Here is a 14281-nt window from a genome sequence, read left to right as displayed (position 1 = left end):
CCGGCCCGTGTGTCATGGTGGATCGGTGCCGACCACCGTATCGCTGCCGGACGACTGGCCCGCACACCCGGACCGGTCGCTCGCACTGAACCGCATGGGAAGTTTCGACTGGGACCTGGTCACCGGGCTCATGCACCTGGATGCTGCCGCCCTCGACGTCTTCGACACGGCCCCCCACGAGTACGACGGTCGGCCCGAGTCCCTCTCCCCGCGCGTCCCGCCCACCGAGGCCACCCGGCTCGACGCCCTCGTCTCCAGCGCCCTCAAGAGCAGGGAGGACAGCTACGGCGCCTACTTCCGCATTCGCCGCCACGACGGCCGGCTGCGCTGGACGCACACCCAGGGCCGCGTCATGCGCGGCCCGGACGGGCGCCCGTACCGGATCATCGGCATCGTCCGGGACGCGACCGAGGAGCTCAGCCACTCGGCGGAACGCCTCGGCCTCGACGAGGAGCGGCGCCGCCAGACATCCGTGGTCGAGAGCACCACCGCCGCCCTCGCCCACGCCCGGACCGTGCAGGACGTCATCGACGCGCTCGGCGACGCCCACGGCCTGGAACGCCTCGGCTCGATGGGCATGGTGATGGGCCTCGTCGAGGCCGGGCGGATCCACCTCGTCGCCGAGGGGCCGGTGGGCAGCTTCGTACCCGGCACCCGGTACACCCGCATCGACGAGCAGTACCCGATGAGCGAGGTCGTGCGCTCGCTCCAGCCGCGCTTCCTCGACTCCGCGCAGGAGTTCGCCGACGGCTATCCCGGTCTCTGGGCGAAGATCTCGAGCATGGAGATCTCGGCAGCCGCGTATCTGCCGCTGATCGCCCAGGCCAGGCCGATCGGCGCGATCGGCCTGCTCTACCAGGACAAGGACGGCTTCACCCAGGACGAGCGGAACCTGCTCGTCGCGCTCGGCAGCAGCATCGCGCAGAGCCTCCAGCGCGCCATGCTGCTGGAGCAGGAGCACGACCTGGCGGAGGGCCTCCAGCAGGCCATGCTGCCGAGGCGGATCCCGTCGGTGCCGGGCGCGGAGATCGCCGTACGGTACCGCTCCGCCCGGATGGGCCAGGACATCGGCGGCGACTGGTACGACGTCATCCCGCTGCCGGGAGGCCGGGTCGGCGCCGTCATCGGCGACGTCCAGGGCCACGACACGCACGCGGCGGCGGTGATGGGCCAGCTGCGGATCGTGCTGCGCGCGTACGCCGCCGAGGGGCACTCGCCGGGCACGGTCATGGCCCGGGCCTCCGTCTTCCTGCACGAACTGGACACCGACCGCTTCGCGACCTGTACGTATGTGGAGGCCGACCTGACGACGGGGGTGCTTCAGCTGGTCCGGGCGGGCCACATCGACCCGCTGCTGCGCACCCGGGACGGGGACTGCCGGCGACTTCCGGTGGGGGGCGGCATGCCGCTCGGCCTCTCGGCGGAGTTCGGCCGCCTGGAGTACCCGGTGACCACCGTGGAGCTGGATCCGGGGGAAACAATTCTGCTGTGCACGGACGGCCTGGTGGAGCAGCCCGGCGCCGACCTCGACGACGGGATCCGGCTCCTGACCTCGCTGGTCCGCCGCGGACCGGCGGACCTGCAGCTCCTCGCGGACCGGTTGTGCGGGGTCGTCGACGAGCGGGGCGGCGACGACGACATGGCGCTGCTCCTGCTGCGCCGGCGGGTGCCGGACGCCCCGCAGGGCGGCGGCCGCCTCCAGCAGCACGTGGCGCCGGGAGACCCGGAGGCGCTGGTGGCGGCACGCCACATGATCGGGGCGGCGGTGCGGGCGTGGGGTGCGCGGGAGCGGGCCGACGAGATCGAACTCGTCGCGGACGAGCTGATCGTGAACGCCCTGATGCACACGGACGGCCCGGCGATCGTGACCCTCCGGATCCTGGCCGGCACCGACCGGCGCCTGCGGGTGGAGGTCGAGGACCGGTCCAGCGCCCTGCCGAGGCGCCGGGAGGCGGGCGAGTCGGGGGTGTCGGGTCGGGGGCTGATGCTGGTGGACCGGTTGGCGGACGTGTGGGGCGTGGAGCCGCGGGGGAGCGGCAAGTGCGTGTGGTGCGAGTTCGTAATGGCGTAGCCGGCCCCTGCCGGGGCTCGGCGGGTCGGGGCTCGGCTGGGCCGGGGCCGGGGCCGCAGTCCTCGCGGGGGCCGGTGCCGGGGTGGGCGGGCGCTGCGCCGTTGCCGGAGGCGCTGCCCCCGGACCCTCCCCCAGACTCCGTCCGGGGGGACCCCCAGCGCCTCAAACGCCGGCGGGGCTGGATTTGGCCGATGCCGTCCGTCTGGCACAACCCAGCCCCGCCGGCGTTTGAGGCGCGGGGTCTGGGGCGGAGCCCCAGGTCCTTGAGCCGCGCCGGTAGGTGAGGCGCAGGCCCGGACAGGCTTCGCGGAGCGGAAAGGCGTTGCGGGGGCGGGGACGGTCGCGGAGGATCCATGGCGATGACTATCGCCATGGATGACGTCCGCCGACTGCTGAGGGCCGGGGACCTGCCCGGAGCCGTACGGTCCCTGCGACCCGGTGCCGAGACGGCACCCCTCACCGAACTCGCCGAGGCCACAAGGGCCTTGGCCGATGCCGCCGGGCTCATGGACCTGGCCGCCGCCGCCGAGGCCACCGCCGAGCGGCCGGCCGACCCGCAGGCCCTCTACGACTTCGGCTACGGCTGCGTCGAGCACGGCCTCGCCTTCCTCGCCGTCGCGCCGCTGCGCGAGTCGCTGCGGCTGGTCCCCGATTCGCGGCCGCTCCTCGCCGAGCTGGTGTCCGCCCTGGAGGACGAGGAGCGGCACGCCGAGGCCGCCGCGCTGCTCGCCGCCCGCGGCGACCGGCTGGCCGCCTGGCCCGAGACGTACCTGCTCGTCCACCACACCCTGCTCAGCGGGGACCTCCCCACCGCCCGGGCCGTCGCCGCCCGGCTGCCCACCCCCGAGGACGAGAGCTGGCGCTGGGCCCACGCCCGCCAGCGCCGCATGCTGGACCGTGCCGAACTGGCCGCCACGGCAGGGCCGTTGGACGGCGCCGACCTGCGTGGCTGGCAGTTCGCCCTCACCGGCACGCTCCTGGGCACCCTCTCCCCGTACGGCTACGGCGCCGGCATGGCCGGCCGGTACGCCTTCCTCGGCGACAGCCACGACCAGTGCCGGCGCGGCCTGGCCCGGCTCGCGCTGGCGCTGGAGGCGACCGGGCAGCGGCCCGGCACCGTCTCCCTGCTGCCGGGCCGGTCCGACCGGATCCTCGGGCTCGCCGCCGCGGCCGTGATCGGGCTGCCCGCCGTACCGTACGAGCCAGCGCGCACCGACACGCTCGTCGTCGCGTACGACCTGAACGACTGTGATCCCGAGGTCGCGCGGAGCCTGCGCCTGCGCGCCGACGGGCAGGTCCTGTACGAGCACGCCACCCGGTGGACCAGCCCGCCCCCGGTCAGCGCGGACTTCAGCGCCCTGCTCGCGCGGCTCGTCTCCGTACCGTGGAAGGAAGACGAGCGGCCCGAGGAGGAGATCGCCCGCGACATCGCCTCGGCCGACCCCGCCGCGGACGAGGGCGACGGCGAGACCCCGCCCGACCCCGACGAGGCCTTCCGGGCCTACGCGGCGGCCGTCGCCCCCGGCTGGCTCACCGGGACCCGCGACCGGCTCGGCTCGGCCGGACCCGTGCACAGCTCGCGTTTCGCCTGAGGCCGGGGCAGGCTGGGACCATGCCGGAGCTGCCCGAGGTCGAGGCCCTGCGGGAGTACCTCGACGAACACCTCGCCGGGCGGGTGGTCGAGCGCGTCCTCCCGCTCGCCGTGAGCGTGCTCAAGACGTACGATCCGCCGCTGACCGCGCTCGAAGGGCAGACGGCCGGGGCCACCGCCCGCCACGGCAAGTTCCTGGCCATGCGGATCGGCGAACTCCATCTCGTCACGCACCTGGCCCGGGCCGGCTGGTTGCGCTGGCAGGACACCCTGCCCGCGCAGCCGCCGCGCCCCGGCAAGGGGCCGCTGGCGCTGCGTGTGGTCCTGGAGGGCGGCGGCGGGTTCGACCTCACCGAGGCGGGGACCCAGAAGCGGCTCGCCGTGTATGTCGTACGGGACCCGCGGGAGGTGCCCGGCATCGCCCGGCTCGGGCTTGATCCGCTCGCCGAGTCCTTCGACCGGGACGCGTTCGCCGCCCTGCTGGCGGGGGAACGGCGCCAGATCAAGGGCGTGCTCCGCGACCAGAGCGTCATCGCGGGCATCGGCAACGCCTACAGCGACGAGATCCTGCACCACGCGAAGATGTCGCCGTTCAAACTGGCCGCCTCCCTCGAGGAGGACCAGGTGACCCACCTCCACACCGCGGTCCGGGACACCCTGCGTGAAGCCGTCGAGCGCACGCACGGGGTGGCGGCCGGCAAGCTCAAGGCCGAGAAGAAGAGCGGGCTGCGGGTGCACGGCCGGGCCGGGGAGCCGTGCCCGGTGTGCGGGGACACCGTGCGCTCGGTCTCCTTCGCCGACTCCTCGCTCGAATACTGCCCCACGTGCCAGACCGGCGGGAAGCCGCTCGCCGACCGGCGGCTCTCACGCCTCCTCAAATAGCCGGGCGCTGCGTAGACTCCCACGCCATGGCCGAGGAGCAGCAGTCGCCGCCCCGGCGCGAGATCGTCACCGGGGTACCCCGGGGCACCCGCCGCCGGCCGCCCGCGCACACCCCCGCCCGCTCGGAGATCTCAGAGCAGACCACCCTCGGCGCCACGTACGTACGGGCCCTCATGCGCAGCCAGCTGCGTGCCGGGATCGGGGCACTGGCCGCGCTCGCGCTGCTCATCGGGACGCTGCCGCTGGTGTTGGTGCTGCCGCGCACCGCGTCGGGGCCGCTGGTGTGGGTGGCGCTCGGCCTGCTGGTGTACCCGGTGATGTGGGTGATCGCGCGCTGGTACGTCACGCGGGCCGAGCGCAACGAGGCGGATTTCACCGGGCTGGTGATGGATCCGGCCGAGGCGCCGGGGCCCCGCCTCCCCGGATAGCGGCCCCGCGTCAGAACAGGTGCATCGCCAAGTGCCCCAGCGGCAGGCCGAGCTGCCAGGCCGGGGTCCACACCCGCGCGTTCTCGTCCAGCCCCGGCGGGGTGTCGGCGTGGCCGTGCCGTCCGGGGTCGAGGTTGGTGGCGAACAGCTCGGTGTGGTCCAGCCAGCGCCAGGCCGCCCGGGCCAGTTCCAGATCGGGCTCCTCGGCGCGGCCGCGCTCCCGGGCCTCCTCGCCCAGCGCGAGGAACCGGGTGTGCACCCAGTCGCGCCAGGGGTGGCCGTACGCCGTCAGCGAGAGCCACTCGTCGAGCTGGGAGACCACCCGGATCCCGGAGAGCTCCCCGGCCGCGTCCGAGAGGTAGATGGTCAGCGCGAGCGTGTCCCGCCCGGCCCGGAACTCCAGGGTGCTGACCGGGATCAGCCGGCCCGTGCGCAGCAGTTCGTCTGCGATGTACTCGGCGTAGAGCCAAGCCATGGGCACCGCGAGCCCGCCGTCACTGGTGCCGTTCATACCCTCGGGCTGCACCGTTCCACCTTCTCCCGCGCTTCGAGCGTCCCGCCGTCAGCCCTGAGCCTTCACCGAGCGGCTCTCGGAGCGGGGCATGTTTACTCAACTTGAACGGTCTAATGCCTCATTCCAAGCGCTTTCTGTCCGGTCCGTGCGCATAGGAGGCGGTCCCCGATCTGTTGCCACGGTCCCCGGAGCTCAGGCGCCGAGGCCGTACCCGTACCCCTGGAGGTCCTTCCGCAGGGCCCGCAGGGCGTAGTACGTACGGGATTTGACGGTCCCGGCGGGAATCCCGAGCTCGGCGGCGGCCTCGGCCACCGACCGGTCCTGGAAGTAGACCTGCATCAGCACCGCGCGGTGCTCCGGGCCCAGGGACCCGACGGCCCGCCGGACGTCGATCGCCGTGACCGACCCGGCCACCGCGTCCTCGGGAGCGGGCGCCTGCTCCAGCCCCTCCGGGTCCACCTCCTGCGGCCGTGACAGCCGGGCCCGCCGCGCGTCGATCGCGAGCCGCCGGGCGACCGTGAACAGCCAGGGCCGCATGGACTCGTGCTCGCTCGACAGGACCTCCGGGTGCTGCCAGACCCGTACGAGGGTCTCCTGTACGAGGTCCTCCGCGCGCTGGGCGTCCCCGGCGGTGAGCCCGACCAGGAAACCGAACAGGGCCCGCCCGTGGTCGCGCTGGAGTTCGGCCAGCGTGTCGGGATCGGTACGCCGGAGGGTGGGGGAGAGCGGCACGAGGGGCTCCTTCCAGGGCGAGTGGAGGTCTGTCGGGAGGGCGACACATCCACCCTGACCTGCACGGAGCCCACCGGGAACCGTCCGGCCCCGGCGGTGCGCCCAAGCACCCGCGTCATCCGGTGGGCGGCCGCGCGGGGCGGTGAACGGTCGAACGGCGCGGCGAACGGCAGCGGCCATCGGGGTGGGCTCGTGTCCGGCGGACGGAGCCGTTCCTTGACTTGTGACGTCCTGTTATGTGGATTACGAAAGAGTCCGATAGTCGTACTAATGAGAGCTGGGATCGATGACCAAGCGCACCCGCAGGGCCGTCGCCCTGCTCTCGGCCCTCCTGCTGTCGGCGGCCGCAGGCTGCTCCGCCGCGGGGGGACCGGCACCGGCCCGCCTCGCGGAATCCGGCGGACCGGCTGCCTCCACCGCCGCCGGGTCTCCCGCGGCCAAGGGGTTCACGCTGGTCGCCAGTGGCGACGTACTGCCGCACACCTCGGTCATCCAGCGGGCGGCGGACGACGCGGGCGGCGACGGGCACGACTTCAGGCCGATGTTCTCCGGGGTGAAGCCCGTGGTCTCCGGGGCCGACCTGGCCCTCTGCCACATGGAGACCATCTACGGGGAGGAGGACGGGCCCTTCTCCGGCTATCCGGCCTTCGTCTCCCCGCCGAGTGTGGCCGACGCGCTCAAGGACACCGGGTACGACGGCTGCTCCACGGCCTCGAACCACACCCTGGACGACGGGGCCGACGGGCTGCGCCGCACGCTGGACCGGTTCGACAAGGTCGGTCTCAAGCACGCCGGCTCGGCCCGCACGGCGACCGAGGCGGCCACGGTGACGACGTACGCGGCGGGCTCCGCGAAGGTCGCGCACCTCGCCTACACCTATGACACCAACGGGTACCCGCTGCCCGAGGGGCAGCCGTGGGCGGTCAACCCGATGGAGCAGGACAAGATCGTCGCGGATGCGCGGGCGGCCCGGAAGGCCGGTGCGGACGTGGTCCTGGTCAGCCTCCACTGGGGCACGGAGTGGCAGACCGAGCCGGACGAGAAGCAGCTCTCCCTCGGCAAGGCGCTGACGGCCTCGCAGACCGGCGGCCGCCCGGACATCGACATGATCCTGGGCACGCACGCGCACATCCCGCAGCCCTACGAGAAGGTCAACGGGACGTGGATCATCTACGGCATGGGAGACCAGGTCGCCGGCGAGATGTTCAACTACTCCGGCGCGCGGGACATGCGCGGCAACTACGGCTCGATCGGCCGCTTCACCTTCGCCCCGCCGGCCGCCGCCGGACAGCGCTGGCAGGTCACCAAGGCCGAGTTCGTTCCGCAGATGATGGACCTGTCCATCGGCCGGGTCGTCAACCTCCCCGCCACCCTCGCCAAGGACGCGGACCGGAGCGACTACGAGACCGCCCAGGACGCCATCAGCGAGGCCGTCCTCAGCCGCGGCGCGGCCAAGGACGGCCTCACCATGGCGAAGTAGCGGACCGAATCCTCCCGGACAGGGCCTAGGGGACCACGGTCACCGGCCAGCGGCCCGCCTTCACCAGGCGGATCGCCACCGAGCCCACGATGCGGTGGCCGGCCTGTTCGGAGGCGCCGACCACCACGGCGTCCGCCGTCAGCTCCTCCGCCGCGCTCACGAGGCCCGCTGGGGGCACCTCCCAGCGGTAGCCGGGGGAGGGTCGCCGTGGAAGGTGTGGAACTGCCAGCGCACCTCGTAGATGCCCTTGAGGCGTTCCGCCGCCTCGCGGATCTCGGCCACCAGGCCCTCCGCGATCTCCCCCGTGGTGCCGGCCACCGGCGCGCCCAGCGAGGCGCCGGCCGGCATCACCGGCTGGACGTACACCAGCGCCGGCAGCGCGTTCTGCCGCCGGGCCAGCCCCGCCGCGTAGGCCGCAGCCCGCAGCGAGGACTCCGATCCGTCGACTCCGGCCAGGATCACCTTCGGGCCGTCGGTACCGCGCTCGAATCCCGTGTTCACGTGCCCAGTCACCCTCCCGAGGCTATCCGGCTCGGCGCGCGGTCCGCCGCCGCCCTCCCTACAGTGCGAACCATGAGTGCCACCGTGGAGGAGACGCGCGGAACCCGGAACCGCTTCCTGAACCGGGTGCCCGACGCATTCGGGGCGTTCTTCGGAGCGCTCGGCCTGCTGTGCGCTCTGCTGGCGCTCTCCCCGACACTGCGACGCCTGCTGCGCCACGTCGTGCGCTTCCTCGACCTCATCGTCGTCCCGGTCAGCGCGAACCTCGCCTACGCCGTCTTCCTCTTCCTGCTCGCCGCGGCCCTCGGCACCCGCAAGAAGGTCGCCTGGTGGATCGTCGTCACCTATCTGGCCCTGCTGATCCTCGACGACGTGCTGGACATGGCCGTCGGCGACTACTGGGTCGGCGTCCCCTCCATGGCGCTCGCCGTCGCCGCCATGGCCGTACTGATCGCCGCCCGCGACGAGTTCTACGCGGCCTCCCGCCCCGGGGCCCTGTGGCGGGCCATGATCGTGCTCGGGCTCGGTCTGCTCGCCGCCGTGCTGGTGGGCTGGGGGCTCGTCGCCCTGTTCCCCGGCACCCTGCCCAAGGGCCAGTGGCTGGACTGGGCCGCCAAGCAGGTCTTCGGCGGCCTCTTCTCGGCCCGCGAGTTCGACGGCAGGCCGCCCCGACCGCTGTACTTCCTGCTCGGACTGTTCGGCGCCCTCGCCCTGCTGAACGCCGCCACGGCCCTCTTCCGCTCCCAGCGCCTGACCGCGGCCCTGCACGGGGACGAGGAGCCCCGTATCCGCGCCCTGCTCGGCGCCTACGGACGTAACGACTCCCTCGGCTACTTCGCCACCCGGCGCGACAAGGCCGTCGTCTTCGCCCCCAACGGCAAGGCCGCCGTCACCTACCGCGTCGAAGCGGGAGTGTGCCTGGCCAGCGGCGACCCGGTGGGCGACCCCGCCGCCTGGTCCCCGGCCATCGACGCCTGGCTGGCCGTGGCCCGCCGCTACGGCTGGCAGCCCGCCGTCATGGGCGCCTCCGAGGAGGGCGCCACCGCCTACGCCCGCTCCGGACTCGGCGCCCTCCAGCTCGGCGACGAGGCCATCCTCCACGTCGCCCACTTCGACCTCGACGGCCGCGACATGCGGGTCACCCGCCAGGCCGTCAACCGAGTGAAGCGCACCGGCGCCACCACCGTCATCCGCCGCCACTCGGCCCTTTCCGAGGACGAGATGCAGATGATCGTGGAGAGCGCCGACAAGTGGCGCGACACCGAGACCGAACGCGGCTTCTCCATGGCCCTGGACCGGCTCGGCGACCGCGCCGACGGGGACTGCCTGCTGGTCGAGGCCTTCGACGCCGACGGTGAGCTGATCGCGCTGCTCTCCTTCGTCCCCTGGGGCAAGGACGGCATCTCCCTCGACCTGATGCGCCGTGACCGCACCGCCCCCAACGGGGTCATGGAGTTCATGGTCGCCCAGCTCTGCGCCGCCGCGCCGGGCCTGGGAGTGCGCCGGATCTCGCTCAACTTCGCCGTCTTCCGCTCCGCCTTCGAGGAAGGCGGCCGGATCGGCGCCGGCCCGGTCCTCAAGCTGTGGCGCAAGCTGCTGCTCTTCTTCTCCCGCTGGTGGCAGCTGGAGGCGCTCTACCGTTCGAACGTCAAGTACGGCCCCGAGTGGTACCCGCGGTTCCTCTGCTACCAGGACGCCGGCTCGCTCGCCCGGGTCAGCCTCGCCTCCGGCATCGCCGAGGGCTTCGTCTCCGTACCCAGCCTGCGCACCCTGTGGGGCAACGGCCACCCCAAGGGCCTCACCAACCCCGCCACCACCGAGGGGCTGCCGTCCATCGCCTCCATGAACCTGGACGCCGTAGGAGAGGAGGGCGTGACCGTCCCGGCCGAGCGGCTGCCCGAGCAGGTACGGGTGCGCCACGACAAGCTGGAGCGGATCCGGGCCGCCGGCACCGACCCCTACCCGGTCGGGATACGTCAGCGGACCCACACGGCGGCCGAGCTGAACGCCGAGCTGAAAGCCGCGCAACCCGGCCATCCGCCCGGCACCCGCTCCGGCGGACAGGCCACCCTCGCGGGACGCGTCATGGTCGTACGCGACCTCGGCGGCGTGGTCTTCGCCGTCCTGCGCGACTGGTCCGGGGACATACAGCTGATGTTCACCCGCGACGAGGCCGGGGCCGGCGTACTGGACTCCTTCACCTCCCAGGTCGACTTCGGCGACCACGTGGTCGCGAGCGGCGAGGCCGGCACCAGCAAGTCCGGCGAACCCTCCCTCGTCGTCCGGTCCTGGCAGCTCACCGGCAAATGCCTGCGCCCCCTCCCCGACAAGCGCAAGGGACTCGCCGACCCGGAGGCCCGCGTCCGGCGCCGCTACCTCGACCTCGTCGCGAGCCCCGAGGCGCGGGACGTCGTCCGGGCCCGCTCCAGCGCGGTGCAGGCCCTGCGCCAGGGACTCCTGGAGCGCGGCTACCTGGAGGTCGAGACCCCGATGCTCCAGCAGATCCACGGCGGCGCCAACGCCCGGCCCTTCCGCACCCACATCAATGCCTACGACCTCGACCTGTACCTGCGCATCGCGCCCGAGCTGTACCTCAAGCGGCTGTGCGTCGGCGGCATGGAGAAGGTCTTCGAGATGGGCCGCACCTTCCGCAACGAGGGCGTCTCCTACAAGCACAACCCCGAGTTCACGATGCTGGAGGCTTACCAGGCCTTCGCCGACTACGACGTCATGCTCGACCTCACGCGCGAGCTGATCCAGGGCGCCGCCACCGCCGCCTTCGGCTCACCCGTCGCCCACAAGGCGGGGCCGGACGGGAAGCTCGTCGTCCACGACATCTCCGGGGCCTGGCCGGTGAAGACGATGTACGGGGCGATCAGCGAGGCCCTCGGCGAGGAGGTCGACGCCGACACCGAGGAGCACGTGCTGCGCCGGCTCTGCGACCGGGCGGCGGTCCCGCACGCCCCCGAGGACACCCGCGGCGACGTGGTCCTGGAGATGTACGAGCGGCTGGTGGAGGAGCGGACCGAGCTGCCCACCTTCTACAAGGACTTCCCGACCGACGTCTCCCCGCTCACCCGCCAGCACCGCGAGGACCCGCGGCTCGCCGAGCGCTGGGACCTGGTCGCCTTCGGCACCGAACTGGGCACCGCCTACTCGGAGCTGACCGACCCCGTCGAGCAGCGGCGCCGGCTCACCGCGCAGTCCCTGCTCGCGGCGGGCGGCGACCCGGAGGCGATGGAGCTCGACAACGACTTCCTGGACGCGCTGGAGTACGCGATGCCGCCGACCGGCGGTCTGGGCATCGGTGTGGACCGCCTCGTCATGTTCCTCACAGGGCTGACGATCCGCGAGACGCTCCCCTTCCCCCTGGTGCGGCGCGGCTGATCGGGTGAGGGGGAGGAGGCGCGTCCGCGCCTCTCGACATCCGCGGCGATGTCGTTGATACGTAGTAATAATGAAAAATGACGAGCCGACAGTAGGGCGACGCGCGCTCCTGCGCACCGCCGTCTTCCTCGGAGTCGCGGCCGCCGCCGGGCTGATCGACGTGAGCGGCGAGGGCGGTACGCCGGGTCGCGGATCGGTGCCCGCAGCCGGCCCCGCGTCGGGGCCCGGACCCGCGGCCCGGCCGGGGCCGCATCCCGCGGCCGGTCTCCCAGGGGTGCTCCCCGAAGCGCGACTGGAGAAGTCCTACCGGCTGCGGCCGATGACCGCCGAGGCCCCCGCCCGCCCACAAGCGGCGAAGCCCGCCGTACGGGCCCGCCCCATCCTGGAACTCCCGTCCGGCACGGCAACGACGAGCTCCATGCTTCTCACGTTCGACGACGGGCCGGACCCGCGCTACACCCCGGCGATCCTCGACACCCTCGCCCGGTACGGCGTGCGCGCCGTGTTCTTCGTGTGCGGGGAGATGGCCACCGAGAACCGCGACCTGCTGCGCCGGATGGTCGCCGAGGGCCATGTCATCGGCAACCACACCTGGACCCACCCGCTCATCCCCAAGCTCAGCCGCCCCGCCCTCGTCTCCGAGATCGGCCGCACGAGTGAGGTCGTACAGAAGGCGGTGGGTGAGGCGCCCGTCTGGTTCCGGGCGCCGTACGGGGCGTGGAACCGGGCCGCCTTCGAGATCGGGGCCGAGCTCGGCATGGAGCCGCTCGCCTGGACCGTGGACACCCTGGACTGGAAGGAGCCGGGGACCGCCACGATCGTCTCCCGGGTCCTGTCGGGCGCCGGGCCCGGCGTGATCGTGCTGTCGCACGACGCGGGCGGCAACCGGTCGCAGAGCGTCCAGGCGATCTCCTCGTACCTGCCCCAACTGCTCGCGCGCGGCTACCGGATGACGCTGCCGACGCTGCCGCCGCGCTGAGCGCAGTCCCGGCCCGGCGGGGCGGCAGCGCGTCGCTCAGCGGGCCCCCACCATCCGGGCGAAGACGACCACGTTGCCGTCGTACCCCCGGGCCTTGGAGTAGCCGCCACCGCAGGTGATCACCCGGAGTTCCGGATGCCCGGTGTCCCCGTACACCCGGGCTCCGGGGAAGGACTCCTTGGAGAACACCTCCACGCCGTACACCTCGAACACCGCCGTGCGCCCGTCGTACCGCTCCACCTCGATCTGGTTGCCCGGCTTGACCGAGCCCAGGCCGTAGAAGACCGCCGGGCCCTGCGCGTTGTCCACGTGGCCCACGATCACCGCCGAGCCCCGCTGGCCCGGCGAGATGCCGTTGAGGTACCAGCCGGCCAGGTTCCGGTCCTGCGGCGGCGGCGCGTCGATCCAGCCCTCCGCGTCCAGCCCGACCGTCATCACCGGAGCGTCCACGTTGATCGTGGGGATCCGGATGCGCTGCACCGAGGAGTGCTCCAGTACCTCCAGGTCCTCCGGCACCTCCGGAGGGTTCGCCGGCAGCTGGTCCGCGGTCACCGCGACGGCCGAGGCCGCGGTGGGCTGGGGCGGCCCGTCGTCGATGTCCACACCGTTTCGCACCATCGCGAGGCCGGTGAGCATGACCAGGGCGAGCACGCCCCACGGTGAGCGTTTGCGTGACTGCCCGGTCTCGTCCTCGCCCATCGTTCTCCCTTCCCGACGCGGGGGTCCCGACCCGCGATCCTTTCCCGCCCCAGTACGCCCTACTTCACGCACGCTAAGGCTGCGTCGGCGGGACGGCGAGGGGGGAGGGGGCGAACGGGTGGCGCGGCCCGGAAGGGGCCGGAAGGGGTGCGCCCATCCAGGTAATCGTCACATAAATGCCTGACGGGTCGTGACCTGCGGATCCGTCAGTTGCCCGGCCCGCGCTTCGGCGTGTCGCTCAACCGGGCGGCCCAAAGCCGGAAATGCGGAGGTTGCGGGCCGCCCCGAGGGTTCGACGTGGGAGGCGTTCTCGTCGATCATCCGGGGCCGACGCTCCGGGGCGCTTCCCGCTGGAGGTTCCATCATGCGTGCATTCCGCGCTCTCACCGTGACGGCGGCAGTCTGCGCCGCGATCGGCCTCAGTACCCCATTCGCCGCTGCGAACTCACCGATGGGCGGGGGTGGCGGACCGAGCAACGTCTCGGTCAACCCGTTCGCCGTGCACCAGGGATCCACGATGCAGGTGAGCGCGTCGGGCTGTGGACACGGCGGTACCGTCACCTCGCCGGGCAACTTTCCGCCAGCCAACCTGTCCGCGGGGTCGATCGGCTTCGCCACCGTCCGGATCTTCAACCACGCTTCTCCGGGCAACCACACGCTGCAGGTCAAGTGCAACGACAACAGCCTGGTCGCCACCGCCCGCTTCAGGATCCTGGAGGGCAACCCCGCCCAGGGCGGTATCGGCGGCTCCTTCGGCCCGTCCACCGCCGAGACCGCCATCGGTGCGGGTCTCGTCGGCGCGGCGGCGCTCGGCGCGGGCGCCCACGTGATGCGCCGCCGCCGCCCGGTCCGCGGCCGGGCCTGACCGGCCGACCTCCCCGGTCAGTTCCCCAGGGGGTGCCTTCCGGGTCGGGCCGGACCCGGAAGGCAGCCCCCAACCGCCGGGGGGCCCCGGGGGGGGGGCGGGGCCGGGGCCGCCCGCCGGGGGCAAGAGGGTTGGGGGCAAAGCGGCTGGGG

11 protein-coding genes and 1 pseudogene are annotated in these 14281 nt (G+C 73.0%); 8 read left to right on the top strand and 4 right to left on the bottom strand.

The features are described 5' to 3' along the window. Nucleotides 1–7: 7 nt before the first annotated feature. The 4 genes from ACGFYQ_RS31875 to ACGFYQ_RS31860 all read left to right on the top strand — a co-directional run bounded on the left by ACGFYQ_RS31875 (nt 8) and on the right by ACGFYQ_RS31860 (nt 4972). Nucleotides 8–2071 (top strand): SpoIIE family protein phosphatase, encoded by a 2064-nt coding sequence (locus ACGFYQ_RS31875; RefSeq protein ID WP_393749654.1) that lies wholly within the window; start codon nt 8–10, stop codon nt 2069–2071. Nucleotides 2072–2430: 359 nt separating this feature from the next. After that, nucleotides 2431–3663 carry a hypothetical protein gene (locus ACGFYQ_RS31870; RefSeq protein ID WP_393749653.1) on the top strand — a complete coding sequence of 411 codons (1233 nt, stop codon included), beginning with the start codon at nt 2431–2433 and terminating at the stop codon, nt 3661–3663. Between the two features lie 20 nt (nt 3664–3683). Then, nucleotides 3684–4544: an Fpg/Nei family DNA glycosylase gene (locus tag ACGFYQ_RS31865; protein WP_393749652.1), complete on the top strand. Its 861-nt coding sequence runs from the start codon at nt 3684–3686 to the stop codon at nt 4542–4544. A gap of 26 nt (nt 4545–4570) precedes the next feature. Beyond that, nucleotides 4571–4972 (top strand): hypothetical protein, encoded by a 402-nt coding sequence (locus ACGFYQ_RS31860; RefSeq protein ID WP_393749651.1) that lies wholly within the window; start codon nt 4571–4573, stop codon nt 4970–4972. A 10-nt stretch (nt 4973–4982) separates the two neighbouring features. Here ACGFYQ_RS31860 and ACGFYQ_RS31855 read toward each other — a convergent pair whose 3' ends face one another. Both ACGFYQ_RS31855 and ACGFYQ_RS31850 read right to left on the bottom strand, forming a co-directional pair. Further along, nucleotides 4983–5483 (bottom strand): hypothetical protein, encoded by a 501-nt coding sequence (locus ACGFYQ_RS31855; RefSeq protein WP_355416818.1) that lies wholly within the window; start codon nt 5481–5483, stop codon nt 4983–4985. A gap of 195 nt (nt 5484–5678) precedes the next feature. Further along, nucleotides 5679–6218: a sigma-70 family RNA polymerase sigma factor gene (locus tag ACGFYQ_RS31850; protein WP_393749650.1), complete on the bottom strand. Its 540-nt coding sequence runs from the start codon at nt 6216–6218 to the stop codon at nt 5679–5681. A 286-nt stretch (nt 6219–6504) separates the two neighbouring features. Between ACGFYQ_RS31850 and ACGFYQ_RS31845 the strand changes: the two genes are divergently transcribed. Next, nucleotides 6505–7698: a CapA family protein gene (locus ACGFYQ_RS31845; RefSeq protein ID WP_393749649.1), complete on the top strand. Its 1194-nt coding sequence runs from the start codon at nt 6505–6507 to the stop codon at nt 7696–7698. Nucleotides 7699–7723: 25 nt separating this feature from the next. Here the strand turns inward: ACGFYQ_RS31845 and ACGFYQ_RS31840 are convergent. Then, nucleotides 7724–8211 (bottom strand): annotated as a pseudogene (locus ACGFYQ_RS31840) (universal stress protein). Between the two features lie 60 nt (nt 8212–8271). Between ACGFYQ_RS31840 and lysX the strand changes: the two are divergent. Continuing rightward, entirely contained in the window at nt 8272–11586 is a 3315-nt protein-coding gene (gene lysX / locus ACGFYQ_RS31835; protein ID WP_393749648.1) for a bifunctional lysylphosphatidylglycerol synthetase/lysine--tRNA ligase LysX, read from the top strand. 70 nt (nt 11587–11656) lie between these two features. Beyond that, nucleotides 11657–12565, top strand: a complete 909-nt coding sequence (locus ACGFYQ_RS31830) for a polysaccharide deacetylase family protein (protein ID WP_393749647.1) — start codon at nt 11657–11659, stop codon at nt 12563–12565. A gap of 36 nt (nt 12566–12601) precedes the next feature. On the opposite strand, the gene ACGFYQ_RS31825 is transcribed toward ACGFYQ_RS31830, so the two are convergent. Beyond that, nucleotides 12602–13264, bottom strand: coding sequence for a class F sortase (locus ACGFYQ_RS31825; RefSeq protein ID WP_393749646.1), 663 nt, complete (start codon nt 13262–13264; stop codon nt 12602–12604). A gap of 364 nt (nt 13265–13628) precedes the next feature. On the opposite strand from ACGFYQ_RS31825, the gene ACGFYQ_RS31820 reads away from it, so the two are divergent. Continuing rightward, nucleotides 13629–14129, top strand: coding sequence for a hypothetical protein (locus ACGFYQ_RS31820; RefSeq protein WP_393749645.1), 501 nt, complete (start codon nt 13629–13631; stop codon nt 14127–14129). Nucleotides 14130–14281: the final 152 nt, after the last annotated feature.

It is taken from the genome of Streptomyces sp. NPDC048258, assembly GCF_043201995.1.
Taxonomy (GTDB): domain Bacteria; phylum Actinomycetota; class Actinomycetes; order Streptomycetales; family Streptomycetaceae; genus Streptomyces.
The sequence above is the reverse complement of the archived record's forward strand: the minus strand, read 5'-3'. Positions and strand labels throughout refer to the sequence as shown.

Coding starts and splice junctions, on each gene's coding strand:
- ACGFYQ_RS31870 (WP_393749653.1), top strand. CDS start 2,431: ATGACTATCGCCATGGATGACGTCCGCCGACTGCTGAGGGCCGGGGAC.
- ACGFYQ_RS31865 (WP_393749652.1), top strand. CDS start 3,684: ATGCCGGAGCTGCCCGAGGTCGAGGCCCTGCGGGAGTACCTCGACGAA.
- ACGFYQ_RS31860 (WP_393749651.1), top strand. CDS start 4,571: ATGGCCGAGGAGCAGCAGTCGCCGCCCCGGCGCGAGATCGTCACCGGG.
- ACGFYQ_RS31855 (WP_355416818.1), bottom strand. CDS start 5,483: ATGAACGGCACCAGTGACGGCGGGCTCGCGGTGCCCATGGCTTGGCTC.
- ACGFYQ_RS31845 (WP_393749649.1), top strand. CDS start 6,505: ATGACCAAGCGCACCCGCAGGGCCGTCGCCCTGCTCTCGGCCCTCCTG.
- lysX (WP_393749648.1), top strand. CDS start 8,272: ATGAGTGCCACCGTGGAGGAGACGCGCGGAACCCGGAACCGCTTCCTG.
- ACGFYQ_RS31830 (WP_393749647.1), top strand. CDS start 11,657: ATGAAAAATGACGAGCCGACAGTAGGGCGACGCGCGCTCCTGCGCACC.
- ACGFYQ_RS31825 (WP_393749646.1), bottom strand. CDS start 13,264: ATGGGCGAGGACGAGACCGGGCAGTCACGCAAACGCTCACCGTGGGGC.
- ACGFYQ_RS31820 (WP_393749645.1), top strand. CDS start 13,629: ATGCGTGCATTCCGCGCTCTCACCGTGACGGCGGCAGTCTGCGCCGCG.